Origin of the sequence: Pseudomonas mandelii, from assembly GCF_006438925.1 — a bacterium.
Classification (GTDB): domain Bacteria; phylum Pseudomonadota; class Gammaproteobacteria; order Pseudomonadales; family Pseudomonadaceae; genus Aquipseudomonas; species Aquipseudomonas mandelii_C.
The window spans coordinates 316,602-343,061 of record NZ_RCZA01000013.1 but is presented as its reverse complement, the minus strand read 5'-3'; the positions used below and the strand labels follow the sequence as shown (position 1 = coordinate 343,061).

Annotated in this window: 23 protein-coding genes and 2 riboswitches; of the genes, 16 read left to right on the top strand and 7 right to left on the bottom strand. The window is 60.3% G+C overall.

All coding sequences use genetic code 11. The features are described from left to right. Nucleotides 1–90: 90 nt before the first annotated feature. The 3 genes from EAH74_RS27550 (at nt 91) to nfuA (ending at nt 4,236) form a co-directional block, all read left to right on the top strand. Nucleotides 91–2,373: a fatty acid cis/trans isomerase gene (locus tag EAH74_RS27550; protein WP_140682671.1), complete on the top strand. Its 2,283-nt coding sequence runs from the start codon at nt 91–93 to the stop codon at nt 2,371–2,373. Nucleotides 2,374–2,559: 186 nt separating this feature from the next. After that, a complete protein-coding gene (locus EAH74_RS27545) occupies nt 2,560–3,594 on the top strand; it encodes an acyltransferase family protein (RefSeq protein ID WP_140682668.1) in 1,035 nt (344 codons plus the stop codon). A 57-nt stretch (nt 3,595–3,651) separates the two neighbouring features. Then, nucleotides 3,652–4,236, top strand: a complete 585-nt coding sequence (gene nfuA, locus EAH74_RS27540) for a Fe-S biogenesis protein NfuA (protein ID WP_008150988.1) — start codon at nt 3,652–3,654, stop codon at nt 4,234–4,236. 149 nt (nt 4,237–4,385) lie between these two features. Here nfuA and cobM read toward each other — a convergent pair whose 3' ends face one another. The 4 genes from cobM to EAH74_RS27520 form a co-directional block, all read right to left on the bottom strand. After that, nucleotides 4,386–5,132, bottom strand: a complete 747-nt coding sequence (gene cobM / locus EAH74_RS27535) for a precorrin-4 C(11)-methyltransferase (protein ID WP_140682665.1) — start codon at nt 5,130–5,132, stop codon at nt 4,386–4,388. Nucleotides 5,133–5,215: 83 nt separating this feature from the next. Beyond that, nucleotides 5,216–5,629: a cobalamin biosynthesis protein gene (locus EAH74_RS27530; RefSeq protein ID WP_140682661.1), complete on the bottom strand. Its 414-nt coding sequence runs from the start codon at nt 5,627–5,629 to the stop codon at nt 5,216–5,218. Further along, nucleotides 5,626–6,333, bottom strand: a complete 708-nt coding sequence (locus EAH74_RS27525) for a CbtA family protein (RefSeq protein WP_140682658.1) — start codon at nt 6,331–6,333, stop codon at nt 5,626–5,628. Before EAH74_RS27525 ends, EAH74_RS27530 begins: the two co-directional genes overlap by 4 nt. An 11-nt stretch (nt 6,334–6,344) precedes the next feature. Further along, entirely contained in the window at nt 6,345–6,545 is a 201-nt protein-coding gene (locus EAH74_RS27520; protein WP_123368152.1) for a CbtB domain-containing protein, read from the bottom strand. Nucleotides 6,546–6,665: 120 nt separating this feature from the next. After that, nucleotides 6,666–6,894: riboswitch (cobalamin riboswitch) on the bottom strand. Nucleotides 6,895–7,074: 180 nt separating this feature from the next. Then, nucleotides 7,075–7,289: riboswitch (cobalamin riboswitch) on the top strand. 98 nt (nt 7,290–7,387) lie between these two features. On the opposite strand from EAH74_RS27520, the gene cobW reads away from it, so the two are divergent. The 5 genes from cobW (at nt 7,388) to EAH74_RS27495 (ending at nt 15,994) form a co-directional block, all read left to right on the top strand. Then, a complete protein-coding gene (gene cobW / locus EAH74_RS27515; RefSeq protein WP_140682733.1) occupies nt 7,388–8,461 on the top strand; it encodes a cobalamin biosynthesis protein CobW in 1,074 nt (357 codons plus the stop codon). Nucleotides 8,462–8,464: 3 nt separating this feature from the next. Then, complete coding sequence (gene cobN / locus EAH74_RS27510) at nt 8,465–12,331, top strand: cobaltochelatase subunit CobN (protein WP_140682655.1); 3,867 nt, start codon at nt 8,465–8,467, stop codon at nt 12,329–12,331. A 251-nt stretch (nt 12,332–12,582) separates the two neighbouring features. Then, a complete protein-coding gene (locus EAH74_RS27505; RefSeq protein WP_140682652.1) occupies nt 12,583–13,581 on the top strand; it encodes an ATP-binding protein in 999 nt (332 codons plus the stop codon). 119 nt (nt 13,582–13,700) lie between these two features. After that, on the top strand, nt 13,701–14,240 hold the full coding sequence (locus EAH74_RS27500; RefSeq protein ID WP_170206638.1) for a vWA domain-containing protein: 540 nt from the start codon (nt 13,701–13,703) through the stop codon (nt 14,238–14,240). A 107-nt stretch (nt 14,241–14,347) separates the two neighbouring features. Further along, nucleotides 14,348–15,994, top strand: coding sequence for a phospholipase D-like domain-containing protein (locus EAH74_RS27495; RefSeq protein ID WP_140682646.1), 1,647 nt, complete (start codon nt 14,348–14,350; stop codon nt 15,992–15,994). A 121-nt stretch (nt 15,995–16,115) separates the two neighbouring features. Here the strand turns inward: EAH74_RS27495 and EAH74_RS27485 are convergent, their stop codons facing one another. Beyond that, nucleotides 16,116–17,342, bottom strand: coding sequence for an NADH:flavin oxidoreductase/NADH oxidase family protein (locus EAH74_RS27485; protein ID WP_140682640.1), 1,227 nt, complete (start codon nt 17,340–17,342; stop codon nt 16,116–16,118). Between the two features lie 77 nt (nt 17,343–17,419). Here EAH74_RS27485 and EAH74_RS27480 point away from each other — a divergent pair, with 77 nt between their 5' ends. After that, nucleotides 17,420–17,833, top strand: coding sequence for a MerR family transcriptional regulator (locus EAH74_RS27480; RefSeq protein WP_140682637.1), 414 nt, complete (start codon nt 17,420–17,422; stop codon nt 17,831–17,833). Here EAH74_RS27480 and EAH74_RS27475 read toward each other — a convergent pair. Beyond that, the gene (locus EAH74_RS27475) at nt 17,814–19,364 is read right to left on the bottom strand and encodes an MFS transporter (protein WP_140682634.1); all 1,551 of its coding nucleotides are present in this window, start codon (nt 19,362–19,364) and stop codon (nt 17,814–17,816) included. The two genes, EAH74_RS27480 and EAH74_RS27475, sit on opposite strands and share 20 nt — an antisense overlap. Before the next feature lie 103 nt (nt 19,365–19,467). On the opposite strand from EAH74_RS27475, the gene EAH74_RS27470 reads away from it, so the two are divergent. Further along, a complete protein-coding gene (locus EAH74_RS27470) occupies nt 19,468–20,334 on the top strand; it encodes a LysR family transcriptional regulator (protein WP_140682631.1) in 867 nt (288 codons plus the stop codon). Between the two features lie 267 nt (nt 20,335–20,601). Beyond that, entirely contained in the window at nt 20,602–22,161 is a 1,560-nt protein-coding gene (locus EAH74_RS27465; protein WP_140682628.1) for a TerC family protein, read from the top strand. 68 nt (nt 22,162–22,229) lie between these two features. Here the strand turns inward: EAH74_RS27465 and EAH74_RS27460 are convergent, their stop codons facing one another. Continuing rightward, on the bottom strand, nt 22,230–22,661 hold the full coding sequence (locus EAH74_RS27460) for a thioredoxin family protein (protein WP_140682625.1): 432 nt from the start codon (nt 22,659–22,661) through the stop codon (nt 22,230–22,232). A 212-nt stretch (nt 22,662–22,873) separates the two neighbouring features. Between EAH74_RS27460 and EAH74_RS27455 the strand changes: the two genes are divergently transcribed. The 5 genes from EAH74_RS27455 to EAH74_RS27435 all read left to right on the top strand — a co-directional run bounded on the left by EAH74_RS27455 (nt 22,874) and on the right by EAH74_RS27435 (nt 26,439). Further along, nucleotides 22,874–23,122: a type II toxin-antitoxin system Phd/YefM family antitoxin gene (locus EAH74_RS27455; protein WP_140682622.1), complete on the top strand. Its 249-nt coding sequence runs from the start codon at nt 22,874–22,876 to the stop codon at nt 23,120–23,122. 271 nt (nt 23,123–23,393) lie between these two features. Further along, the gene (locus tag EAH74_RS27450; protein WP_140682619.1) at nt 23,394–24,242 is read left to right on the top strand and encodes a transporter substrate-binding domain-containing protein; all 849 of its coding nucleotides are present in this window, start codon (nt 23,394–23,396) and stop codon (nt 24,240–24,242) included. Nucleotides 24,243–24,294: 52 nt separating this feature from the next. Continuing rightward, a complete protein-coding gene (locus EAH74_RS27445) occupies nt 24,295–24,957 on the top strand; it encodes an amino acid ABC transporter permease (RefSeq protein WP_008015908.1) in 663 nt (220 codons plus the stop codon). Nucleotides 24,958–24,967: 10 nt separating this feature from the next. Then, nucleotides 24,968–25,630: an amino acid ABC transporter permease gene (locus EAH74_RS27440; protein ID WP_140682616.1), complete on the top strand. Its 663-nt coding sequence runs from the start codon at nt 24,968–24,970 to the stop codon at nt 25,628–25,630. Then, nucleotides 25,627–26,439, top strand: coding sequence for an amino acid ABC transporter ATP-binding protein (locus EAH74_RS27435; protein ID WP_140682613.1), 813 nt, complete (start codon nt 25,627–25,629; stop codon nt 26,437–26,439). Before EAH74_RS27440 ends, EAH74_RS27435 begins: the two co-directional genes overlap by 4 nt. Nucleotides 26,440–26,460: the final 21 nt, after the last annotated feature.

Sequence of the window (26,460 nt, the reverse complement as noted above, 5' to 3'; positions counted from 1 at the left end):
ATGTCCCGGTTTTGCATGAATATCGCTCATGTTGGTGCAAGGATCAGACCGGTAGAATCGCGGCGTTTTTTCATGATCGGGACCAGGGATATGTCTTATCGCGTCATCAGCATGGTTTTGCTGTTTTTAAGCTGGGGCGCCGCTGCGCAGGATTCGGCCATTTCCTACAGCCGCGACATCCAACCGATCTTCACCGAAAAGTGTGTGGCCTGCCATGCCTGCTATGACGCCGCTTGTCAGCTCAATCTGGGCAGCGGTGAGGGGGCGGCGCGCGGTGCGATCAAGCTTTCGGTCTACGACGGCGAACGCAGACAGGCTGCCGCGCCGACCCGGCTGTTTTATGACGCCTTTGGCAAGCGGGCCTGGCAACAAGAGGGCTTTTATTCGGTACTCGATGCCCAGGGCAGTCAGGCTGCGTTGATGGCGCGGATGCTCGAGTTGGGCCACAAAACTCCTTTGCAACCCAATGCCAGGTTGCCAGAAGAGATCGTTCTGGGCCTGAACCGGGAAAACTCGTGCGCCATGCCGGCCGAGTTCGACGGCTACACCCGCTCACATCCCAAAGAAGGCATGCCGCTGGCGGTCACCGGCCTGACCGATCAGCAATACCAGACGCTGCAGCGTTGGCTGGCGTCCGGCGCGCCGATTGACGAGCAAGGCCTTGTGCCGAGCGCCAAAGAAGCCTTGCAGGTGGTGCAGTGGGAAAACCTGCTCAACGCACCGGGCGCACGGCAAAGCCTGGTGGGGCGCTGGTTGTTCGAGCATTGGTTTCTCGCTCACCTCTATTTCAAGGACGGCGAGCCAGGGCATTTCTTTCAGTGGGTACGTTCGCGCACGCCGACTGGCCAGCCTATCGATCTGATCAATACACGCCGCCCGAATGACGATCCGGGCACTCAGGTGTATTACCGCCTGTGGCCGGTGCAAGGCGTGATTGTGCAGAAGACCCACATCACTTACCCGCTGAGCGCGGCGAAGATGGCACGGATCAAAAGCCTCTTCTATAACGGCAAATGGCAGGTCGACGCCTTGCCGGGCTACGGGCCGGAACGTCGGGCCAATCCGTTCACCACGTTCGAGGCGATCCCGGCCCAGGCGCGTTATCAATTCATGCTCGATAACGCCGAATACTTCGTCCGTACGTTTATTCGCGGCCCGGTGTGCCGTGGGCAGATCGCCACCGACGTGATCCGCGATAACTTTTGGGCAATGTTCCAGGCGCCTGAACACGACCTCTACATCATTGATCCGAACTACCGCGGCCAGGCCACGCCGTTGCTGGCGATGCCGGGGCAGAACGACGATGTCGGCAGTGTCCTGAGCCTGTGGCATGACTACCGCAACAAGCGCAACGAGTACGAGGCGCTGCGCCGTGACAGTTACGCCGATGCGCCGGCGCCGAGCTGGTCGACCTTGTGGGCCGGCAATGACAACGCGCTGCTGACGATCTTCCGGCATTTTGACAGTGCCTCGGTGAACAAAGGCCTGATCGGTGACGTGCCGCAAACGATGTGGCTGTTCGACTTCCCGTTGCTGGAGCGCACGTATTACCAGTTGGCGGTCAACTTCGACGTGTTCGGCAACGTCTCCCATCAGGCGCAAACCCGGCTGTATTTCGACTTGATTCGCAACGGTGCCGAGCAGAATTTCCTGCGCCTGATGCCGGCCGATTCGCGCGATGACTACCTCGACGATTGGTACCAGAGCGGCGGCAAGTTCAAGATGTGGTTGGATTACGAATCCATCAATAACGACAAAAAGACGGCGCTGGTACTGGACAAAAAGGACCCGAAACGCGATTTCGCCATGCAGTTACTGGTCCGTTACGGCGACCTCAACGCCAAGCCCGATCCGATCAACCGTTGTGACGGCGCTTATTGCTCGCGACCGAACATCGATCCGGCCTTGCAGAGCGCCGAGCAGGCCTTGAGTCGCCTGACTTCGCGTCCGGCGGCCGGGCTGAAGGTTATCGATCAGTTGCCGGAAGCGACCCTGCTGCGGATCGAAACCGCGAGTGGCAAGCGCGAGGTCTACAGCCTGCTGCGCAATCGCGCTCACAGTAACGTTGCGTTCCTGCTCGGTGAATCCCTGCGGTATCAACCGGGGCTCGACACGCTCACCATTTTTCCGGGCGTGCTCAGCAGCTATCCGAACTTCATGTTCAACATTCCGGCCGAGCAAGTGCCTGAGTTCGTGGACGAGATGGAAAACGCCAAGGACGCCAATCGGTTTGAAAAAATCGTCGAGCGCTGGGGGATTCGCCGTAGCCATCCGCAGTTCTGGTTCTACTTCCATGACCTGAGTCGGTATGTCCATGAGACCGAGCCGGTGGAAGAGGGCGTGCTGGACATGAACCGGTACGAGAATCTTTGATCGACCTTTGATAGATGCCTGATGTCCCAATCAGAAGGTACCGTCGAACCCTGTGGGAGCGAGCTTGCTCGCGATAGCGGTGGATCAGTCGCCATCAATGTTGAATGAGACGGCCCCATCGCGAGCAAGCTCGCTCCCACAAGGGATTTGCGGTGGTTTGTAGATCCGGAATCGGGAGGGCAGTCGATGTTGATTTCAGTACAGGCACTGCGTGCGCTCGCGGCCTGGGCGGTGGTCTGCCACCATTTCATGCAGATATTCTTCAACTTCCAGGCCCGTGGGCCGGTGGGGCAGATGTTCATCGACAAGGGCGCGGTGGGTGTCGACATCTTCTTCGTCATCAGTGGCCTGGTGATTTTCCTGTCCACCGAGGGCAAATCACTGCCGCCGGGGCGCTTTCTGCTGTATCGCTTGTTCCGCATCGTTCCGGCGTATTGGCTGTATACGGTGCTGATGGCGCTGCTGGTGGTGTTCGCTCAGCCCGTGTTGCCGGATCAGACAGTCGACTGGTCGCATTTCCTGCTGTCGCTGTTGTTCATTCCTACTGAAAACCCCGGCGGCTACGGGATTTATCCGACGCTCAACGTCGGCTGGACCCTCAACTACGAAATGCTCTTCTACGTGCTGTTTGCCTGGGCGCTGCTGTTCCGCTTGCAGGTTCGGCTGCTGATCGTCGCGGCGCTGCTGTTTGCCGTGTGTCAGGCCTGGACCGGCTACGGCTGGATCAGCGAGTTCTACCGCTCGGACATTGTTTATGAATTCTTGCTGGGGATCGCCATCGGCATGATTTACCGTCGCGGCTGGATCAGGCCCGGCTTCTGGCTACCGTTGCTGGGCATTGTCGGCGCGTTGCTGGCGATTTATTACCTGGCGCCGCAGCCACGGTTGTTGGCCTGGGGCCTGCCGAGCGCGGTGCTGGTGATGGCGTGTATGGCGCTCGAGCGCTATTTCAAGCACAGCCGGGTGCTCAAACTGCTGGGCGATTGCTCCTACTCGGTGTACCTGATGCACGTGTTGGTGCTGTCTGCGGGTGGTTTTATCGCACAGCGTTATGGAATCAATCCCTACGTGATGTTCGCCGTTTGTGCCGCGACAATCGGTCTGGGCTCGTGGGCAAGTTACGAATGGGTGGAAAAATGCAGCTATCGGTGGCTTAAAGGCCGAATCGACGGCGATTTGGCTATCGAGGCCGTTCCAGCTCTTTCCCGACAAAAATACTAGGACTTTGTACGGCGCGATGATTGGCGTAAACTGCGCCCAAGCCTGCGAGGAGTTTCCATGACCGCTATTACCATTACCGACGCCGCCCACGATTATCTGGCTGATCTGCTCTCCAAGCAGAACACCCCAGGCATCGGCATCCGCGTCTTTATCACCCAGCCTGGCACCCAGTACGCCGAAACCTGCATTGCTTATTGCAAGCCGGGCGAAGAAAAACCTGAAGACACAGCGCTGGGGCTCAAAAGCTTCACCGCTTACATCGACTCGTTCAGCGAAGCTTTCCTGGACGATGCGGTAGTCGACTACGCCACAGACCGTATGGGCGGCCAGCTCACCATCAAGGCGCCAAACGCCAAAGTACCGATGGTCAGCGCCGACAGTCCGGTCAATGAGCGTATCAACTATTACCTGCAAACCGAGATCAACCCGGGGTTGGCCAGCCACGGCGGTCAGGTCAGCCTGATCGATGTGGTCGAAGACGGCATCGCCGTGCTGAAGTTCGGCGGCGGTTGCCAGGGCTGCGGCCAGGCAGACGTCACCCTTCGCGAAGGCATCGAGCGCACCTTGCTCGAGCGCATTCCCGAGCTCAAGGGTGTTCGTGACGTCACCGACCACACGCAGAAAGAAAACGCCTACTACTAAGTAAGGTGTTCGCTGCAGACATAAAAAAACGGCGCCCCGTGAGCGCCGTTTTTTTATGGGTGAAGCCTTAAAAGATCGCAGCCTTCGGCAGCTCCTACAGATGTACGCATCCCTATGTAGGAGCTGCCGAAGGCTGCGATCTTTTGATCTTATGGGCGATACAAATGCGCATGCCCCGCGCGATACAGCGACGACTCACTGAAGTGATCACTGCCCAAAACCCGGCCCACCAAAATCAACGCCGTGCGCCGAAACCCCTTGGCTTCAACCTTCGCGGCAATGTCTTCAAGCGTCCCCACCACCCAATCCTGATCCGGCCAGGTCGCCCGGTGAATCACCGCGATCGGGCAATCCGCGCCGTAATGCGGCAGTAATTCGGCCAGGATCTTCTCCAGATGATTGACCCCCAGATGAATCGCCATGGTCGCCCCGTGCTGCGCCAGGCTGCCAAGCTCTTCACCGGCGGGCATCGCGGTTTTGTCGGCATAGCGGGTCAGGATCACGCTTTGCGACACGTCGGGTAACGTCAGTTCCGCGCCCAACAGTGCCGCGCAGGCCGCCGTGGCCGTGACGCCGGGAATGATTTCAAACGGGATGTCGAGTTCGCGCAGGTAGCGGATCTGCTCGCCAATCGCGCCATAAAGACTCGGATCGCCGGAGTGCACCCTGGCCACGTCCTGACCATTGGCATGGGCGGATTTGATCAGCTCGATGATCTGTTCCAGGTGCAGTTCGGCGCTGTTGACCACCTGTTCGGCGCGATGGCCTTCCAGCACAGCGGCGGGCACCAGGGAGCCGGCATAGATGATCACCGGGCAGCTGCGAATCAGCCGTTGGCCTTTGACGGTGATCAGTTCCGGGTCGCCGGGACCTGCGCCAATGAAGTAGACGGTCATCGTCGGTTCCTGTGAGAAAAAGGGGTTGGGCAAGGCTTCAGATGAAGATTGCTCATGATCAAAGGAGGGGATTATTGAGGATTTCAGGCGGCGCCGGCCAATGCCAGGGTGGCCTGGGCATATTTTTGCCGTGAAATCAGCAATTTTGCCGGTGCCTTGGTCAGTTGCTCTGCGAGGGCCAGGGCGGCACTCTCCGCGACGCCGTAGCAACCGGTGCGTTCGAATGCGATGTCCGAGCGGTGGCTGAGTTGCGGTTGATAGCCGGCCAGTTGTTCACTGCTGAAGTACATCAGTGGCAGCGCCAGTTGTTCGGCCAGCTCGATCAAGCCAGGTTCTTCGCGCTTCAGGTCGATGCTGGCCAGTGCCTTGATCGCCCGAAGTTCGATTTTATGCGCCTGTAACGCCTGATCGAGCAGCGCCCGCAGCGTGCTGACAGGGCAGCCGCGTTGGCAGCCTAGGCCGACCACTAAAGTCGGCGCTGTGCTGATCTCACTCATGCGTGGTATTGACCATCGCTTTTGCGACGGAACAACCAGGCACTGATCAGGCCCAGGGCCAGCCAGAATGCCACGTTGGTCAGCTGCGAAGCGATTTTGAACTGAGCTTCCAGGGCTTCTGGAGCGAGCATCGAATGCACTTCCGGTTGCGGCGCGCCGATCACATGAGGAACGGCCAGGATCGCCACGCCGAGGATCTTCATCAGCCAGTGACGGCTGAATACGATCAGCGCGATACCGACAGCGGTGGAGGCGGCAGTGCCGATCCACCACATTTGCCGTTGCGCCAAATCAGCGGCGGCAGTGCCCGGCAACTCAGGCGGCAGACCGAGGGTCGGTGCCAGCACGAACGTGGCGTAACCGGCCAGGCCCCAAAGCAGGCCTTGGGAGGTTTTGGTCGGTGCGCGCAAGGTGTAAAGACCGGCCAGCATCAGGGCGAAACCGACCGCTACCACCAGGTTGCCGCCGGTGGTGGACAGCACGCGCTGCCAGCCGTCTTCCGGTTCCCAGGCTTCAGCATCGTGGGTGTGAGCGGCGACAGCACCTGCGGCGTGTTCGTGAACTTCAACAGCGGCAGGCTCGGATTTTTCGTAAGTCTCGGCCTGCAGAATCAGCGGAGCCACCCAGAAGCTTTGCAGGAGGGTCAGCAGCAGGGCGGCCAGCAGCCCGGTGAACCCTGCGGTTTGCGCGATACGCTTGATCATGTCAGCAGGTCTCAATGGCACGGGAATGCTGAGCTGTGGCGGGTATCGTGCGCGGCATTGTGCACCGCTTCGATGTGCGAGAAACCGGCGAAATACACAAGGCATGCGCCCAGGATCGACGCACACGCGGCGGCGGTCAGGCGTTGAGTCAAGGTTGTGGTGCTGGCGGTGCTCTTATCGGTGTTGCTGGCGGTGCTGCTGATGATCGACATGGCGCTTCCCTCTGGTCTGTCAGCGGGTGAATAGAGCGCATGGAAAACCCCGGCGAGTCGGGCACGCAGAGGTTCAAACAGCGCCCGCCCACCGCGGGTTTGTTATTCAGTGATCGTAATGGTCACTTTGTGTTGCGGGCCGGTCTCCGGGCTCACGAGGGGCGCAGGCTTTCGCCTTGACCTGCAAGCATCACCTTCCCATGCCGAACTGCTGGCACAGTGGATCTGACGCTTCGCTCGCTTACCGTTGCGGGGGCAGCACCGGACTGACATGACTTTAGAGTAAAGCACATGATTCACCGGTTTCCCGTTTCACCCTTTGAAGGGCACCCGTAACAAGGCGTGTAGGAGAGCATGGGCGGGGGCGGAGAGTCAATTGGCATGGGTTCTCGTTTGGATACGAATGATGATTGGCTCTTGGTAGGAGCTGCCGAAGGCTGCGATCTTTTGATCTTGTTTTTAAAAGCAAAATCAAAAGATCGCAGCCTTCGGCAGCTCCTACAGACATTGACCCGCCCCAAGACGATGCGTAGCCTTGCGCTTTCGAGGTTCTTCGGCGTCTGCCGAAGCTAAGAAGGGAACGCGGTCGATGCCGCGGCTGCCCCCGCAACTGTGAACGGTGATGTTCGCTGCCACGCCACTGCAAACCCTGTGCAACGGGTTCGCGGGAAGGCGCAGCGAATGCCAGGCCCACAAGCCTGGCAAACCGTCAGCCAGGAGACCTGCCTCGACACAGATTCTCACTTTCAACCGGGCGGGGTGATCCGGTGGCGGAACTCTTGCGCGCGCCCGTCGCTGCGATTGTCGTCCCGTATGCCCGCCACCTTGCCAAAGGGCATCCGATGAAAACACTGGCCAAACTCCCCGTCACCATCGTTACCGGCTTCCTCGGCTCGGGCAAAACCACCTTGCTGCGGCACATGCTCGACAATGCTCAGGGCCGCCGCATCGCGGTGATCGTCAACGAGTTCGGCGAGCTGGGCATCGACGGCGAAATCCTCAAGCAGTGCTCCATCGGCTGCACTGAAGAAGAAGCTAATGGCCGCGTCTACGAATTGGCCAACGGCTGCCTGTGCTGCACCGTTCAGGAAGAATTCTTCCCGGTGATGCGCGAATTGGTTGCCCGTCGCGGCGACCTCGACCACATCCTCATCGAAACCTCGGGCCTGGCGCTCCCAAAACCGCTGGTGCAAGCCTTCCAGTGGCCCGAAATCCGCAGCGCCTGCACCGTTGACGCGGTCATCACCGTGGTCGACAGCCCAGCGGTCGCCGCTGGCACCTTCGCGGCTTTCCCGGACCAGGTCGATGCCCAGCGCAAACTCGACCCGAACCTGGACCACGAATCGCCGCTGCACGAACTGTTCGCCGACCAACTGGCCAGCGCCGACCTGGTGATCCTCAACAAGGCCGACCTGATCAGCCCTGAAGACCTGGCCCGTGTACGCCTGGAAGTCGCTGAAGAACTGCCGCCCGCGGTGAAAGTCATCGAAGCCAGCAGCGGCCGTCTGCCATTGGACGTGCTGATCGGCCTCGGCGCCGGTTCCGAAGAACACATCGACAGCCGCCACAGCCATCACGATCACCACCATGAAGGCGAAGACGGCCATCACGATGAGCATGACCACGACGCATTCGACTCCATCTCCCTCGAACTGCCGCAAGCCGACGAAAGCCTGTTGCTGGACGCGTTGACTCAACTGGTGGTCCAGCACGGCATCCTGCGCGTCAAAGGCTTCGCGGCGATTCCGAACAAGCCGATGCGCTTGCTGATTCAGGGCGTGGGCACACGTTTCGACAAGCACTTCGACCGTCAGTGGGGCGCCGACGAAGCGCGTACCACGCGCCTGGTATTGATCGGTCAGGAGCTGGACGCCACTCTGCTTGAAGCGCAATTGCGCGCTGCGCTCAGCGTTTAAGCCATGCACCTGCTCAGGACCCAGCCCGGCGGTTTCGTGTCGGATGACAACATTGCCGACCTTGGACAAACCCCCGCCGAGCTGGTGATCCTGTGCAGCGGCGACTCCAGCCTGGCGCTGCTCGCCGAGGCGGCGCAGCAGTTGCCCGACGATTACCCCAGCGTGCGTCTGGCCAATCCGATGCAGGTGCAGAACCACGCGTCGGTCGACCTGTATGTCGACGAAGTGCTGCGCCACGCCAAGGTGATTCTGATTTCGCTCCACGGTGGCATCGCCTATTGGCGTTACGGCGTCGAGCGACTGGTGGAATTGTCACAGCGCGGCGTGCGGCTGATTCTGGTGCCCGGCGATGACCGCCCGGACCCGGAACTCAGCGAGCTGAGCACGGTGGCTGCCTGTGACCGTGACCGGCTCTGGCAGTTTCTGCGTCAGGGCGGCATGAGCAATGCCCTGGATTTTTTCCGCTGCCTTGCCAATCGTTGGCTGGATCGCGACTACGCCTGGGCCGAGCCGCAAACCCTGCCGCGCACGGCGATTTACCACCCGCACAAAAGCCCCGCTGAACTGAAGGATTGGCAAGCCGACTGGCAGGCCGGTCAACCGGTCGCGGCAGTGCTGTTCTACCGCTCGCATTTGCAGGCGGCCAACACTGGCTTCATCGATGTTTTCTGCCAGCGGTTGCAGGCGGCAGGGTTGAACCCGTTGCCGATTGCCGTGGCCAGTCTGAAAGAGCCCGGCTGCCTGACGGTGGTCGAGGACTGGCTGGATGAAGTCGAGGCCGGCGTAATTCTCAACACCACCGGTTTCGCCCAATCCAGCCCCGAAGCGCCGCATTTGCGACCGTTTCGCCGCAACATCCCGGTGATCCAGGCGATCTGCGCCCAGGACAACGAGCCTGGTTGGCGCGCCAGCGAACAAGGCCTCGGTCCGCGTGATCTGGCGATGCACATCGCGCTGCCGGAACTGGATGGGCGGATCATCAGCCGACCGATCAGCTTCAAAGACCTGGCCTGGCGCAGCGAGCGCAGTCAATCCGATGTGGTCTGCTATCGGCCACAACCGGAGCGCATGGATTTTGTCGCTGAACTGGCGCGACGCTGGATTGATCTGGCGCGAGTGCCCAACGCTGAAAAACGCATCGCCCTGATCCTCGCCAACTACCCGACCCGTGACGGGCGTATTGGCAATGGGGTGGGCCTCGACACCCCGGCGGCGGCGCTGAACATCCTGCGTGCGCTGCATAAAGAAGGTTATCCGCTACCGGCCGAGTTGCCTGATAGCGGCACCGCGTTGATCCAGCAATTACTCGGTGGCGTCAGTAACGACCTCGACACCCTCGATCAGCGCCCGTGTATGCAAAGCCTCGCGCTGGACGACTACAACCTGATGCTCAACGCCTTGCCCGAGGCCAACCGCCAGGCCGTGCTGGAGCGTTGGGGCACACCGCAAAGCGATCCGATGTGCCGTGGCGGGCGAATGATGATTGCCGGGCTGCGCTTTGGCCTGACCTTCGTCGGCATTCAACCGGCGCGCGGTTATCAAGTTGATCCGAGCGCGGTGTATCACGACCCGGACCTGGTGCCGCCTCACGGTTACTTGGCGTTCTATTTCTGGTTGCGCAACACCTACGGCGCCCACGGAGTGATCCACGTCGGCAAGCACGGCAACCTCGAATGGTTGCCGGGCAAAGGCGTCGGGCTGTCCGAGAATTGCTGGCCGGATGCGCTGCTCGGTCCGCTGCCGAACATCTATCCGTTTATCGTCAACGATCCGGGCGAGGGCGCCCAGGCCAAGCGCCGTACGCAGGCGGTGATCATCGATCACCTGATGCCGCCGCTGACCCGTGCCGAAACGTACGGCCCGTTACGCAACCTCGAATTACTCGCCGACGAGTATTACGAAGCGCAATTGCTCGATCCGCGCCGTGCCCGGGAATTGCAGCGCGACATCCTGCAACTGGTGCGCGAGACGCACATCGATCGCGAACTGCAACTGGACGAAAAACTCGACAGTGATGCCGATGCGGCGATCTGGTTGCCGCGTCTGGACACCTATTTATGCGACTTGAAAGAGTCGCAGATCCGCGACGGCTTGCATGTGTTTGGCGAGTCGCCGACCGGGCGCTTGCGCATCGACACCTTGCTGGCGTTGTTGCGTATTCCGCGTGGCGATGGGCGCGGTGCGCAATCGAGTCTGCTGCGGGCCTTGGCCAAGGCATTCACATTGGGCTTCGATCCGCTGGATTGTGCGCTTGCCGAACCCTGGACCGGGCCACGTCCGATTGAACTGCAAACCCTCACCGATGAGGTCTGGCGCACAGCAGGTGATACCCGCGAACGTCTGGAACTGTTCGCAGCTCAACTGATCTCGCAGACGTTGAACCAACCTCAAGCCAAACCCAGCCCCTGTGGGAGTGAGCCTGCTCGCGAAAGCGGAGTGTCAGGCGACATTGATTTGCCTGACCCACCGCATTCGCGAGCAGGCTCGCTCCCACAAAAGGCGGAATGGTCTGAAGTAGACGCCATCATCGACAGCCTGCGCGAAGTCGTCGCACCACGGCTGGACGCCTGCGGCCCGGCGGAAATGTGCGGTCTGCTCGACGCCCTCAGCGGCCGCTTCGTGCCGGCCGGTCCCAGCGGTGCGCCAAGTCGCGGTCGACTCGACGTGCTGCCGACCGGGCGCAACTTCTACTCGGTGGACGTGCGTAACCTGCCGACCACCACCGCGTGGCGTATCGGTTTCCAGTCGGCCACCCTGATTCTTGAACGACACCTGCAAGACCACGGCGATCACCTGCGTCAGCTCGGCCTGTCGGTGTGGGGCACCGCGACCATGCGCACCGGCGGCGACGACATCGCTCAGGCCATGGCGCTGATGGGCGTGCGCCCGGTCTGGGCCACGGGCAGTCAGCGGGTCGACGACTTCGAAATTCTGCCGCTGAGTCTGCTGGACCGTCCGCGCGTGGACGTGACGTTGCGCGTCTCCGGATTCTTCCGCGATGCCTTTGCCAATCTGATCCGCCTGTTCGACGCCGCCGTGCAAGCGGTCGCCGCCCTCGACGAGCCGGACGACCTCAACCCCCTGGCCGCCAAGGTGCGTGCCGAGCGCGAAGCGTTAATGCAATCGGGGCTGGATGAAGAGGCGGCCAGGCGTCAGGCCGGTTGGCGCATCTTTGGCGCCAAACCGGGTGCTTACGGCGCGGGCGTGCAGGGCGCCATCGATGGTCGTCTGTGGCAAAGCCGCGACGACCTGGCCGAGGTTTATCTGAACTGGGGCGGCTACGCTTACGGCGGTTCTGACGAAGGTACCGCAGCGCGAGAACAGTTCGCTCAGCGCCTGAGCCAGGTTCAGGCTGTGCTGCAAAACCAGGACAACCGTGAACACGACTTGCTCGATTCCAACGACTATTACCAGTTCCAGGGCGGCATGCTCGCGGCGGTGGAAAGCCTCAGTGGTGAAGCCGCGGCCAGTTACCATGGCGATCACAGTCAGCCGGATCTGCCGAAAATCCGCACGTTGAAGGAAGAGCTGAACCGGGTGATCCGCTCCCGGGCGGCCAATCCGAAGTGGATCGACGGCGTGAAGCGCCACGGCTATAAAGGCGCGTTTGAACTGGCGGCGACGGTGGATAACCTGTTTGCCTTCGACGCTACAACGCAGCTGATCGACGACCACCAGTACGCGTTACTGGCGGATGCGTATTTGCTGGATCCTGCGACTCGGGATTTTGTTCGTGAGCATAATCCGCATGCGTTGCGCGACATGACTGAGCGGATGCTGGAAGCGCAGCAGCGGGGGATGTGGAAGGAGCCGGGTGAGTATCAGGAGGCACTGGAGAATTTGTTGTTGGATATTGAAGAGGAGGGGTAGTGGTTGTTTCGGTATTTTTTTACGGCCTGAAATCCACCCCTCACCCCAACCCTCTCCCCACGGGGGAGAGGGGGAAGGGAGCCGATCTTCATCGCTTCCAAAACTTGAGTTCAACCTGAAGGCCCAGGTCGCAGAATTTCTGATAATCACCGCAATCAGTCCCCTCGCCCCTTTGGGGAGAGGGTTAGGGTGAGGGGTCGATCCCATTGACACCCCACAACCAAACCAAAGACCACGGACCCAGACAAACCATGACCGACACCCCGCATTTCCCGCTGTCCGCCGTGGTCGGCGCCGACGACTTGAAGCTCGCCCTGTACCTGACCGCCATCGACCCTAAAATCGGCGGCGTACTCATCGAAGGCCCTCGCGGCATGGCCAAGTCAACGCTGGCCCGTGGCCTGGCGGACTTGCTCGCCAGCGGCCAATTCGTGACATTGCCGCTCGGCGCCACCGAAGAACGGCTGGTCGGCACCCTCGACCTGGACGCCGCCCTGAGCGAAGGGCGCGCACAGTTTTCCCCCGGTGTACTGGCCAAGGCCGACGGCGGCGTGCTCTACGTTGATGAGGTCAATTTATTGCCCGATCACCTGGTGGACCTGCTGCTGGATGTGGCCGCCAGCGGCACCAACCTGATCGAACGCGACGGCATTTCCCATCGGCATTCAGCGAAGTTCGTGCTGATCGGCACCATGAACCCGGAAGAGGGTGAGCTGCGTCCGCAACTGCTTGACCGTTTTGGCCTGAACGTCGCCCTCAGCGGCCACACAGCACCGACCGAGCGCGGCCAGATCATTCGTCGGCGGCTGGATTTCGACAGCGATCCCCACGGCTTCTGCACCGAATGGGAAAGCCAACAGCAGTCGCTGCGCGAACGTTGTCAGAAAGCGCGCAGCGTGCTGGCAAGCATCCCGCTCGACGATCATGCGCTGGCGCAGATTACCGAGCGCTGCTTTGCCGCCGGAGTCGATGGCTTGCGGGCTGACCTGGTCTGGTTGCGTGCCGCGCGTGCCCATGCGGCGTGGCGTGGGGCGAATGCAATTGCCGAGGAAGACATCGACGCCGTCGCCGAGTTTGCCTTGCGCCATCGCCGCCGCGAACCATCGCCACCGGCGCCGCAACAAAGTCAGCCACCTTCTAAGCAAAATGCCAACCCGAGCGAAGGCCAGGGGCAATGGGGGGAAATGCCCGCTCAGGCGTTACCGGTCGGCGCACGCCGTGACGTGCCGAGCTGGCCAAAAAAGCCCTAGGCATTCGCCCTCGATTTGACGCGGGGGCGAATGCCAGACCCCGCGCCGGACGACTGGATAACGGCAAACAGGGTAAACGTCACGCAGCGCGCAGCGGCTCGATCAATTGGCCCGGTACCTTGCTGAACGGCCGCCCGCGTCAGCGTGATGATGTCCTGTTTCACCTGCGCACCCGCTCGCCCCACGAACTGTGGCTGGTGATCGTCGACGCCTCGGCTTCGACTCGTCGCCGTCAGGCGTTGAGCGATGCCAAGGGCCTGCTGGCGCAACTGTTCGACGATGCCTATCGCCAGCGTGCACGCCTGGCGTTGCTCACTGCCAGTGGTCATGTGCCGAAATGGCAAGTGCAAGGGTTGAAAGCCTCCGCGGGTTTGCGCGACTGGCTTGATGGGCTGGGAGCGGGCGGTGGTACGCCGTTGCTGGCGGCGCTGGGTGAGGCAGGGCGCTGGCTGGCTGCACGGCAAAAGCGTTTTCCGGCGGAACAGCAGCGCTTGTTGCTGGTGACCGATGGCCGATTGAAGGACTGGTCGATGTTGCCGGCGCTTGAGTGTCCGGGGCTGCTGATCGACATCGAGCGCGGGCCGATTCGGCTGGGACGGTCTAAAGTATTGGCAACTCAATTGCAAGCGCAGTACCGGCATATCGATGATATGGAGTAACCGAAAAAATCAAAAGATCGCAGCCTGCGGCAGCTCCTACGATGAACGGCGAACACCTGTAGGAGCTGCCGCAGGCTGCGATCTTTTGATCTTCACAGGAGTGAGTCATGCGCGTTCTAGCCGCCAACAGTCAGGACGATTTCCGCGTCAAAGCCTACGCCGGCACCAATGGTGTGCTATTGGCCATGGACCTGGCCGAACCCCGACGCAAAGGCCTCTTGGGTTTCGCCATCGAAAAGCAGCAAGGCCCCAAGCCCTGGCTGTTCCTGTTCAACAGCCTGACCTTCCCCGGCAAGGTGCATACCTTTCCCCAGTTTCACGCCACCCCCAGCGATATCGCGCCATTACAGAAATTTCGCTGGGCCGATTACGCGGTCAATCCGGGGATGACGATCCATTACCGAATCCACCTGGCCTACGGCAGCGTTGATGCGCCGCAACTGGGTGAATGCCTGGAAGTGACGGTCACCTCCGACAATGGTCAGCCGAATAACCAAAGTGTGATCTTCAATCGCGCAGTGGCCGCCAGCCAGGCGTTCCAGCGCAAGTTTCCCGAGCTCGACGCGCTGATCAGCGCCAATAAGAACCTGCCCATCGAAGCCTGGCCGGATGTTCCGCGGCAGTGGCTGGAAAACGGTTTGCTCGGGCGTTTGTTGGGGTTTATCGCCCGTGCGGTGGATGGCCAGTGGGCGCTGGACATTGCCATCTACGAGTATGAATTGCAGGCCATCGTCGATGCGGTCAATGCCGCGTTCGAACGTGGGGTGAACGTTCGAGTCCTGTATCACGCTCAACCGGGTGATGAGGATACCGCCATGAACGAGTCGAGCCTGGAAAAGATCCCGGCAGAGAACAAGCGCGGGCGGGTCACCCATAACATCTTCCACAACAAGTTCATGGTGCTGAGCCGACTCGACGCAGCGGGGCAGCGTCAGCCGGAAGCGGTGCTTTGCGGCAGCACCAATTTCACGCCCAACGGCGTTTACCGCCAGGCCAACGTGGTGCATGTGCTGGACGACACACGCGTCAGCGCCAGCTATCTGCACACCTTCGAGCAGATCTGGGCCAACCCTGCGGATGTCGGTGCCACCCGAAACTGGCTCACGCACAACAACCCGATGGATCCGTTGCAACCGATGTTCGCCGGTTTCTCACCACGCTCGGGCAAAGGAGATCTGGATGAGTTTGTCGAGATCATCAACGCCGCGAAAAAGGACGTGCTGTTCGTCACCGCGTTCGCCTTGCCCGACGACATCCTGAACGCCTTGCTCGGCCAGCCCCACGACGACATTTTGCGTTACGGCCTGCAAAACACCACCAGCCGCATCACCGGTTTCCACGCCGACCGCACCGCCGAATTCGCCGCCACCGCGCTGCTCAACACCGGGCTGGAAGGCTGGCTCAAAGAAAACATGAAAGGCCAGAAGGGCAATCTGCTGGTGCACACCAAAGCCGTGGTGACGGACTTCACCAGCGATGCGCCGACGATCATCAGCGGCAGCCATAACCTCAGTGTCGCGGCCAGCAATGGCAATGACGAGAACTTCCTGATCATTCGCGGTGATACCGATCTGGCAGACCGTTATGGTCTGGAACTGCTGCGGTTCTACGAGCATTACCGCTTCCGCTATTTCGCCAGGAAACTCGCGCTCAAGCAGGTCCAGCCGTTGGCGGCGGATGATAGCTGGACCGATGACTATTACCTCGAGGGGGATTTGCGTCAGCTCTCCAGATTGCGTTTTTCCGGACGGTAAACATACTTGCAGCGCAGACATACCCTTGTGGGAGTGAGCTTGCTCGCGATAGCGGTGTGTCAGGCGACATCAATATTGACTGGTCGGGCGCTATCGCGAGCAGGCTCGCTCCCACATTGGATTACTTCATTCCCATCGCCTGCCGGTACTGGCGAGTACGCCGGGCGATGTACACGCGGTCGAGAATCAACGCCCATAGCGCCGAGACGTCGGGACGAGTCTTGCGCCCACGGCTCAGGCGATTGAGCTGGAATTTCACGACGGCCATGCTCGCCAATGCCGCCAGGGGTTTGCGTTTCCAGCGAATCGGCGGCAGTTGCGGGTGACTGTTCTGACCTTCGCGCCAGCGTTTGACCAGTTGAGGTTCGAGCGCCAGTGCCGTGCCGATCCCGGCCATGGCGATGCCGCTCTCGAGCACCTGTTCGACGATCGCCAGGCGTCGAATCCCGCCTGTGACCATCACCGGCATGTTCGCCACGCTGGCCAGCTCACCGGCCATTTCCAGAAAATACGCTTCTCGCGCCAGGGTCCGGCCATCCCGGGCCTCGCCTTGCATGGCCGGGGCTTCGTAGCTGCCGCCAGAGAGTTCCAGCAGATCGATCGGTTGATCGTTGAGCCACTGGATGACTTGCCGGGCATCGTCGGCATCGAAACCGCCGCGCTGGAAGTCTGCGGAGTTGAGCTTCACCGCCACGCAAAACTGCGGCGACACAGACTTGCGCACGGCGCTGACCACTGCCAACAACAAGCGCGCGCGATTTTCCAGAGAGCCGCCCCAGCGGTCGGTTCGGCGGTTGGTCAAGGGCGAGAGGAACTGGCTGATCAGATAGCCGTGCGCGGCATGAATCTGCACCCCGGTGAAACCGGCCTTTTCCGCCAGGGCAGCGCTGGTGGCGAAGCGTTGGATAACGTCTTCGATGTCGCGCTCGCTCATGGGTTTGGGTTCGGCGAACATCTTCGAGAACGCGCCCAGGTCCAGCGCCACCGCCGAAGGCGCCAACGCTTGCTGGCCGAGGTTGGCCATGGTCTGACGGCCGGGATGATTGAGCTGCATCCAGAATTGCGCACCACCGGCCCGACCGATGCTGGCCCACTGGCGAAAGCGTTCAAGGTGCCGCTCATCTTCCAGCACCACACCACCGGGGCCGGTCATGGCGCGGCGGTCAATCATCACGTTGCCGGTCAGCAACAGGCCGGCTTCGCCTTCGGCCCACGCCTGATACAGCCGGAACAAGGCCTCTGCAGGTGCCTGCCCGCTGTCAGCGAGGTTCTCTTCCATCGCGGCTTTGGCGATGCGGTTGCCGAGGGTCTGGCCGTTGGGCAAATTCAACGCTTGGAAGGGCGACATGCTTGACTCCTCATCAGTGAAGAGCAGAGGCTAAGCTTAAAGTTAACTTTAATGTCAAGCAGGCAAATGAGGCCGTGATGAAGATTGGTGAATTGGCGCAATTGAGCGGGTTGAACGCATCGCGCATTCGGTTTTACGAGGCTCAGGGTTTGATTCGGCAGGTGGAACGCCGGGCCAACGGTTACCGGCATTATCCCGAGCAGGTATTGCAGACTCTGTACCTGATCCAATGCGCCCAGCAGGCCGGGTTCAGCCTGGAAGAGTTGAAACAGTTGATGCCGGACACCATCACCGGTGAATTCAAGCACGACGAACTGCTGGCGGGGCTTAAGCGCAAAGTCCGTCAGATCGAAGAAATGCAGCTGCACCTGGCGCAGAGCAAGGCGAAGCTGCTGGCGGTGATCGACGACATACAGGCGAAACCCGAAGGCATGGGCTGCGATGCGAATGCCGAGCGGGTGCTGGCGTCATTCAAGCATTCGCGCCGATAGCTGCGGTCGACGCAACGGGGATCGGATTGCGCATCAGCGTGCCCACCACCAGCGCACCCAGTAGTGCCAACAATCCCGCGACCCACAGCAGCAGACTGAAACCACCGACGAAGGCTTGGCGGGCCAACGGTTCGACCACGGTTCGTGCGGTTTCCGGCAACAGTCCCATCGCCGCCGTCATGTCACCGGCCACCACCCGCGAGGCGATGCCCTGGGTTTGGCCGAGCCATTGCGCACCCTGTGCCGTCAGGCTCGTACGCAATAACAGCTCGGTATGACTGGACAGCAACGCACCGAACACGCCGATGGCCAGCACGATTGCGCTGAAGCGCATGGTGGTGCTCATGCCTGAAGCCATGCCGGTACGCTCCCGTGGCACGCAGGCCATGATGTTCTTTTGCGTATCACCGTTGAGCAGCCCGGCACCGGCGCCCGTCACGGCAATCGCCAGGGCGAAGGGCAGGTAACCGCCGCTGCTGACGGCCCAGGCACTGAGCAGATTGCCGCTGCCGACCAGGGTCAAACCGGCGGCCATCAATGTGGCGGGGGTAAATCGACTCGCCAGACGTACGCCGATGCGCGGGCAAATCAGCATGGTCAGGGCAAACGGCAACATCCCCAGCCCTGAAGCGATGGCCGAGAAACCCAGGCCGTTTTGCAGGTAGAAGGGCAGCAGGGTCATCATCACCTGGGCGCAACCGGCGTAGGCAAACATGCCCAATAGCGCGCCGATGAAACGCGGATGCTTGAACAGTTGCAGGTCAACCATCGGCCGCCGCTGCATCCGTTCAATCACCACGAACAGCCCCAGCAACAGAGCGCCGGTGATGAGCCGGGCGTAGGTCAGCGGATTGCTCCAGCCAATCCGGTTCGCCTCGATCAGGCCCCAGATCAGGCACAGCAAACTCGCACTGAACGCCAGGCTGCCCCAGGGATCGAGGCGCGCGGACTGAGTGTCGCGGGACTCCGGCACGGCGCGCCAGACCATCACCATCAGGAACAAGCCGACGGGCAAGTTAAGGTAGAAAATCCAGCGCCAACCCATATATTCGGTGATCAGCCCGCCGACCGTCGGCGCGGCGGTCATCGCCACCCCCATGCACGCGCCCCAGAACGCCCAGGCCTTGCCCCGTTCCACTTCATCGTGAAAGGTATGGCCGATGGAGGCGAGGGCCGAGGTCAGCAGCAAGGCCGCGCCGACACCCTTGATCGCCCGGGCGATGTCGAGGAACAGCGCATTGGGCGCGGCACCGCAACCGATGGACGCGAGGATGAAGATGACCAATCCGCAGAGTAGAGTTTTCTGCCGACCGAAGCGGTCGGCGATGCTGCCAGCCGGCAACAAAAGGGCGGCGAAGGCCAGCATGTAAGCGCTGACCACCCATTCGATGTCGGCAAAGTTAGCGCCCAGGTCGCGGGCGATCGTAGGCAGCGTCACGGCAACGATGTTGGTGTCGAGGACGATCAGTGAGCAAACGCCTGAGGCTGTGAGTAATGTCAGGCGCGGGCTTACCTTGGGTTTGACGGGCATAGCAACATTTCTCTACTGTGAAAGTCAGTGGAGCTTATCGTCTGTTGACGCTTCCCTTGTTAGGCGTGCCTTGTCACTTCATTACCTTTGAGCTAACGCACCAATGGACATACGGCATTTCCGCTATTTTCTGGCCGTTGCCCGGCAAGGCAACTTCACCCGCGCCGCCGAACAACTCGGTATCGCACCGCCGACCTTGACTCGACAGATCCAGGACATGGAGAACGAACTCGGCACGCGATTGTTCGTGCGCCAGACACGTGAAGTCAGCCTGACCGAGGCCGGCGCCGCGCTGTTGATCGAGGCCGAGGCGACGGTGCGGCAATTCGAATACGCTCAGTACAACGCCCAGCGTGCCGGGCGCGGGGATATTGGCCATATCGAACTGGGTTACGTGGCTTCGGCGGTGTATTCGGGCTTGCTGCAGAAACAGGTGCAAGCCTTCAGCCGCGAGTGTCCTGACGTCAGCCTGAACGTACGGGAAAGTCCCATGGCGTCATTGCCGATGATGGTGGTCGAGGGGCGTTTCGATATTGGCTATGTCCGCTCACCCATGACCCTGCCTGAAGGCCTGGAAGCCATTCGCCTGGACGCAGAAGGTTTTGTGCTGGCGCTGCCGACCGAGTCCTGGCTGTGCCGACTGCCAGAGATTGGCCCGGAACATGTGCAGAACGAGACGTTCATTCTGCCGGAGCAAATCAGCGGCACCTTGCAAGTTGCCGCCGACGGCGGATTTGCGCCGAAACTCGGGGCGCAACCGGGCGGGTTGGTGGCGGTCATTGCGTTGGTGTCGTTGGGGCAGGGCGTTGCCGTCGTGCCTGAGTCGGTGGTCGGCCATGTGGGATTGCCCGGCGTGGTGTACCGGACAATCAAAGGGTGCGAGGCGAGTTCGTGGTTGTCGTTGATTTATCGGCGATTCGAAAAATCACCAGCGGTGGCGAGGTATATCGAACGGGTCAAAAATCGCTGATTACAGATTTTGTAATGATTTCCAGCTGTAGGAAATGTCGCTTTCGCCTGTACGCTCCAAGGCCTTTTTCCTTTCAGGACGTGCATGAACACCCTCTCGGAGCCTCCCGGTTATCCTTTCTCCTCGCGCTACGGCGCGGTCTTGATGCACGCGAAACACCCAGTCTTTCGACGTCTGAATACCTTTGACCTTGCAGTTCCACGGCCTCCGCGCCGCGCCTTGCCGTGCCCGGCATTCTGAATTCACTGAAGAGATCGAGACGTTTTTATGGAATGGATAGCTGACCCCACCGCGTGGCTGGGCCTGTTGACGTTGATTGTGCTGGAGCTGGTGCTGGGCATCGACAACCTGGTGTTTATCGCAATCCTCGCCGACAAACTGCCGCCCGAGCAGCGCGACCGTGCGCGGATCATCGGTTTGTCCCTGGCGTTGCTGATGCGCCTGGGCCTGCTGGCGAGTATTTCGTGGCTGGTGACGCTGACTCAGCCGCTGTTCGAGGTGTTCGACAAGAGCTTCTCCGGCCGCGACCTGATCATGCTGTTCGGTGGTGTGTTCCTGTTGTTCAAAGCCACCATGGAATTGCACGAGCGGCTCGAAGGCCATGTTGGCCAGCGCTCGTCCAACGCGGCTTACGCGCTGTTCTGGCCGATCGTGGCGCAGATCGTGGTGCTCGATGCGGTGTTCTCGCTGGATGCGGTGATTACCGCTGTGGGCATGGTCGATGAACTGGCAGTGATGATGATCGCGGTGATTATTTCCATCGGCCTGATGATCGTCGCCAGCAAGCCGCTGACCCGTTTCGTCAACGAACACCCGACGGTGATCATGCTGTGTCTGGGCTTCCTGATGATGATCGGCTTTGCGCTGACCGCTGAAGGCCTGGGTTTCCACATTCCGAAGGGCTACCTGTACGCGGCCATCGGTTTCTCGATCCTGATCGAGATTTTCAACCAGATCGCCCGGGCTCGCCGCAAAAAATCCATGCAGGGCTTGCGACCGATGCGTGAGCGCACGGCCCACGCCGTGATGCGTTTGCTCGGTGGCCGCAAGCTGGCCGTGGAGGAGGTCGGCGAGGAGATTGCCGACTTGCTGGACAACGGTGAAGCACCAAGCGCAGAACTGTTCGACCGTCGCGAGCGAGTGATGATCAGTGGTGTGCTGCAACTCGCCGAGCGGCCGATCCGCACCTTGATGACCGTGCGTGCTGACGTCGACTACATCGATCTGTCCGACGATGCCGACACCATTCGCACACGCCTGATGCATTCGTCCTATTCGCGCCTGCCGCTGATTCGCAATGGTGCAGTGGATGAACCGCTGGGCTTCGTGCACAAGAAGGAATTGCTCAAGGAATACCTGGCCGGCAACTCGCCCGGTCTTGAGCATTTGGCGCGCAAGACCATCAACTTGCTGGACAGTTACTCGATCCTCAATGCCCTGGAGCAGATGCGCAAAGCCTCGACGCACATTGCGTTTGTGGTCAATGAATTCGGTGACTTCGTCGGTCTGTTGACCATGACCGACATTCTCGAATCGATCGCCGGCGAGTTGCCTGACGCCAGCGAAATCGAGGGCCCGGATGTGGTCGAGGAGAAGGGTGGATTCATGGTCAGTGGCGCGTTGAACCTCGCGCGGGTGCGACAGCGAACCGGGTTTGCGGCAGAGCCCACCGACGACTATCAGACCCTGGCCGGACTGGTGGTGAGCGTGCTGGATCGCCTGCCGATGATCGGTGACAGTCATGAGTGGGAAGGCTGGCGGATGACCGTGGTGGCGATTGAAGAGCGGCGGGTGACACGCGTGTTGCTGGCGCGTATCGGCGGGTAATTTTGCGCCGGATTTGAGGGGCTTTCGCGGGCTTGCTCGCGAAAGCGCTCTATCCGGCGACAGACAACTCAAGCCCTGCCGACCTGACGTGCCCGAGGCACGGTGCACAGGGTCCGCAGGGTTTTACGTAACCACATCAGGTCATGGCTCGGTTTGCGAGCCGTGTATCTGGGTTTCACCTTGCCGATGTGCCTGGCGAAGTCTTCCTGCAGGGTTTGCTCAGTGCCGATTCCCTTGAGCTTTTTCAGCAACTTCCCCTCCTTGTAAAACAGCACGGTGGGTGTGCCGGTGACGTCCGGGTGGCGGGGGGATTCGCTAGTGTTGAGCATGTAGATCTGCGCGTGATGCCGATACGTCTCGGCGATCTGGCGAAACACCGGTCCGGCCATTTCGCAGGCGGGACAGTGCTGACTGCCGAAGTACAAGATCACCGGGCGCCAGGTTTTCAGGGCTTTGCGGTAGACCGGGGCTAGCGCTGCAGGGGCGGTTATCGAGCTCATTGAAATCTCCTTTTCACAACGGCCATTGACGGTCCGTCGACGGTAAAGGAAGGCGCAGGGAAGGGTCTACTGTCAGAAATAACAGGTAGGTAGGTTTTCCTACGTATCCTTGGACACTCCTTACCGTGTTACAGGACCAACCCGACAGGACACACGGAAAGCCGGAAGCGTCTGGCGTGATACTTTTTTGTTCACTCATCAGGAACAACTTCATGACACATATCGTGCTTTCGAAGGTCGTGGCCAGCATTTCTGAATTGAAAAAAAATCCGATGGGAACGGTCGCTGCCGGCGGTGGCCTGTCTGTTGCGATCCTTAACCGCAATGAGCCGGCTTTCTATTGTGTTCCCGCAAAAGAGTACGAAGCCATAATGAATCGACTGGATGATTTGGAGTTACTTGCCCTTTGTAAAGAGCGGGAAAACGATCCGACCATAAAGGTTTCGATTGATGACCTATGAGCTGGAGTTTTCAGCCAGCGCCGCACCGAATTAGCCCATCAAAACACCAACTGTGAACCAGGTACCCGCACTTTGTAGCCAACGGTAGCGGTCGTTCTCCTGTGCGTTTCGTAACGTCGGTGTTGTATTTTTCTCCATCCATTTGATTCAAAACACTTTTCAATCTCCCAACATTCCGCCCACATCCTGTGGCACACTTTCTGCTGTTTATTCCGTTGTTACATACTACCTTCCGTTATAGCGGAATAAACATCACCCTGGAGTGCTTGCCATGCATCGCCGACCTTCCTTGTTTAAAGCGTGTGTTTTTGTTCTCGCGGCTTCGGCTGCTGTCATGGGTGTGGCCCAGGCGGCGGACAGCAAGCTCGATAGCGTGCTGGCCCGCGGGAAACTGATTGTGGGCACGGGCAGTACCAATGCGCCGTGGCACTTCCAGGGAGCGGATGGCAAGTTGCAGGGTTTTGATATCGATATCGCGCGGATGGTGGCCAAGGGGTTGTTCAACGACCCGAGCAAGGTCGAGTTCGTGGTGCAGTCGTCCGATGCGCGGATTCCGAACCTGCTGACCGACAAGGTCGACATGAGCTGCCAGTTCATCACCGTGACTGCCAGCCGTGCCCAGCAAGTGGCGTTCACGCTGCCGTACTACCGCGAAGGTGTCGGCCTGCTGTTACCGGCCAACAGCAAGTACAAGGAAATCGAAGACCTGAAAGCCGCCGGCGACAGCGTGACTGTGGCGGTACTGCAGAACGTGTACGCCGAAGAACTGGTGCATCAGGCCTTGCCCAAGGCCAAGGTCGATCAGTACGACAGCGTGGACCTGATGTATCAGGCGGTGAACTCCGGTCGCGCCGACGCCGCGGCCACCGATCAGTCCTCGGTGAAATACCTGATGGTGCAGAACCAGGGGCGCTATCGCAGCCCGGCTTATGCCTGGAGCCCGCAAACCTACGCGTGCGCGGTCAAGCGCGGCGATCAGGACTGGCTGAACTTCGTCAACACCACATTGCATGAAGCCATGACCGGCGTTGAATTCCCGACCTACGCGGCCTCCTTCAAGCAGTGGTTCGGTGTCGATCTGCCGACACCAGCCATCGGTTTCCCCGTCGAATTCAAATGATCCCGTGAGAGCGGGGCGGTCATAAATCGCCCCGTTCAAGGTACCGCTGACCATGAACTATCAGTTGAATTTTGCCGCCGTGTGGCGCGATTTCGACACCTTGCTGGCGGGGCTCGGTCTGGGCCTCGAACTGGCGCTGGTGTCGATCGCCATCGGCTGCGTGATCGGCCTGATGATGGCGTTTGCTTTGCTCTCAAAGCACCGCGCGTTGCGGGTGCTGGCGTCGGTGTATGTGACGGTGATCCGTAACACGCCGATTCTGGTGTTGATTCTGTTGATCTACTTCGCCTTGCCGAGCCTGGGGATTCGTCTGGACAAGATCCCGTCGTTCATCATCACCCTGTCGCTGTATGCAGGGGCGTATCTGACCGAAGTGTTTCGCGGCGGGTTGTTGAGCATTCCCAAGGGGCAGCGCGAAGCCGGGTTGGCGATTGGTCTGGGCGAATGGCAGGTCAAGGCGTACGTCACCGTGCCGGTGATGCTGCGCAATGTGCTGCCGGCCCTGTCGAACAACTTCATTTCGCTGTTCAAGGACACCTCGCTGGCCGCGGCGATTGCCGTGCCGGAGCTGACCTATTACGCGCGCAAGATCAATGTCGAGAGCTACCGGGTGATTGAAACCTGGCTGGTGACCACCGCGCTCTATGTGGCGGCCTGTTACCTCATTGCCATGATGCTGCGTTACCTCGAGCAGCGTCTGGCGATTCGCCGATAGGAGGCCCCACATGTACGAATCCCCCAGTTGGTTGCATGAGTTATGGGTTGCCCGGGAAGTGCTGTGGCAAGGCTTTTTGACCAGCGTGCAGGTCTCGGCCCTGGCGATTCTGTTGGGCACGATGGTCGGCATCGTCGCCGGTCTGGTGCTGACGTACGGCAAGTTCTGGATGCGCGCGCCGTTTCGTTTTTACGTCGACCTGATTCGTGGCACGCCGGTGTTTGTGTTGGTGCTCGCCTGCTTCTATATGGCGCCTGCATTGGGCTGGCAGATCAGTGCCTTTCAGGCCGGTGCGTTGGGGCTGACGCTGTTTTGCGGCTCCCACGTCGCCGAGATCGTGCGTGGCGCGTTGCAAGCGCTGCCCAGTGGTCAGATGGAAGCGAGCAAGGCCATTGGCCTGACGTTCTTTCAGTCTTTGGGCTACGTGTTGTTGCCTCAGGCGTTGCGGCAGATCTTGCCGACCTGGGTCAACTCGTCCACCGAGATCGTCAAGGCTTCGACGCTGCTGTCGGTGATCGGTGTGGCCGAATTGTTGCTCAGTACGCAGCAGATCATCGCCCGGACCTTCATGACCCTCGAGTTTTACCTGTTCGCCGGATTTCTGTTTTTCGTCATCAACTACGCCATCGAATTACTCGGCCGGCACATTGAAAAGCGGGTGGCCTTGCCATGACTCAATCTCAGCTCTCTAACGCAAAAGACGCCAGGGCTCAAAACGATCAGCCCCTGCTGGACATTCGCGGGTTGCACAAAAAGTACGGCCAGCTCGAAGTGCTCAAGGGCGTCGACTTGACCATGCAGCGCGGCAACGTCGTGACGCTGATCGGTTCCAGCGGCTCGGGTAAGACCACGCTGCTGCGTTGCGTGAACATGCTCGAAGAGTTCCAGGGCGGGCAGATCATGCTCGATGGCGAGTCCATCGGTTATGACGAGGTCAACGGCAAGCGCGTGCGGCACCCGGAAAAAGTCATCGCCCGGCATCGGGCCATGACCGGCATGGCGTTCCAGCAGTTCAACCTGTTTCCGCACCTCACGGCGTTGCAGAACGTCACCCTCGGTTTGCTCAAGGTCAAAAAGTTGCACAAGGATGAAGCGGTGGCCCTGGCGGAAAAATGGCTGGAGCGAGTCGGCTTGCTGGAACGCCGCGATCACTTCCCCGGTCAGTTGTCCGGCGGTCAACAGCAGCGCGTGGCGATTGCCCGGGCGATTGCAATGAACCCGAGCCTGATGCTGTTCGACGAAGTCACTTCGGCCCTCGATCCGGAATTGGTAGGCGAAGTACTGAGCGTGATCAAAGGCCTGGCCGAGGACGGCATGACCATGCTGCTGGTGACCCACGAAATGCGTTTTGCGTTTGAGGTCTCGGACAAGATCGTTTTCATGAATCAGGGGCGGATCGAAGAGCAGGGGCCACCCAAGGAACTGTTCGAACGCCCGCAATCACCGCGTCTGGCGGAGTTTCTCAAGAACACGCGGTTCTGATTTTTTTAAAAGCATTTTCAC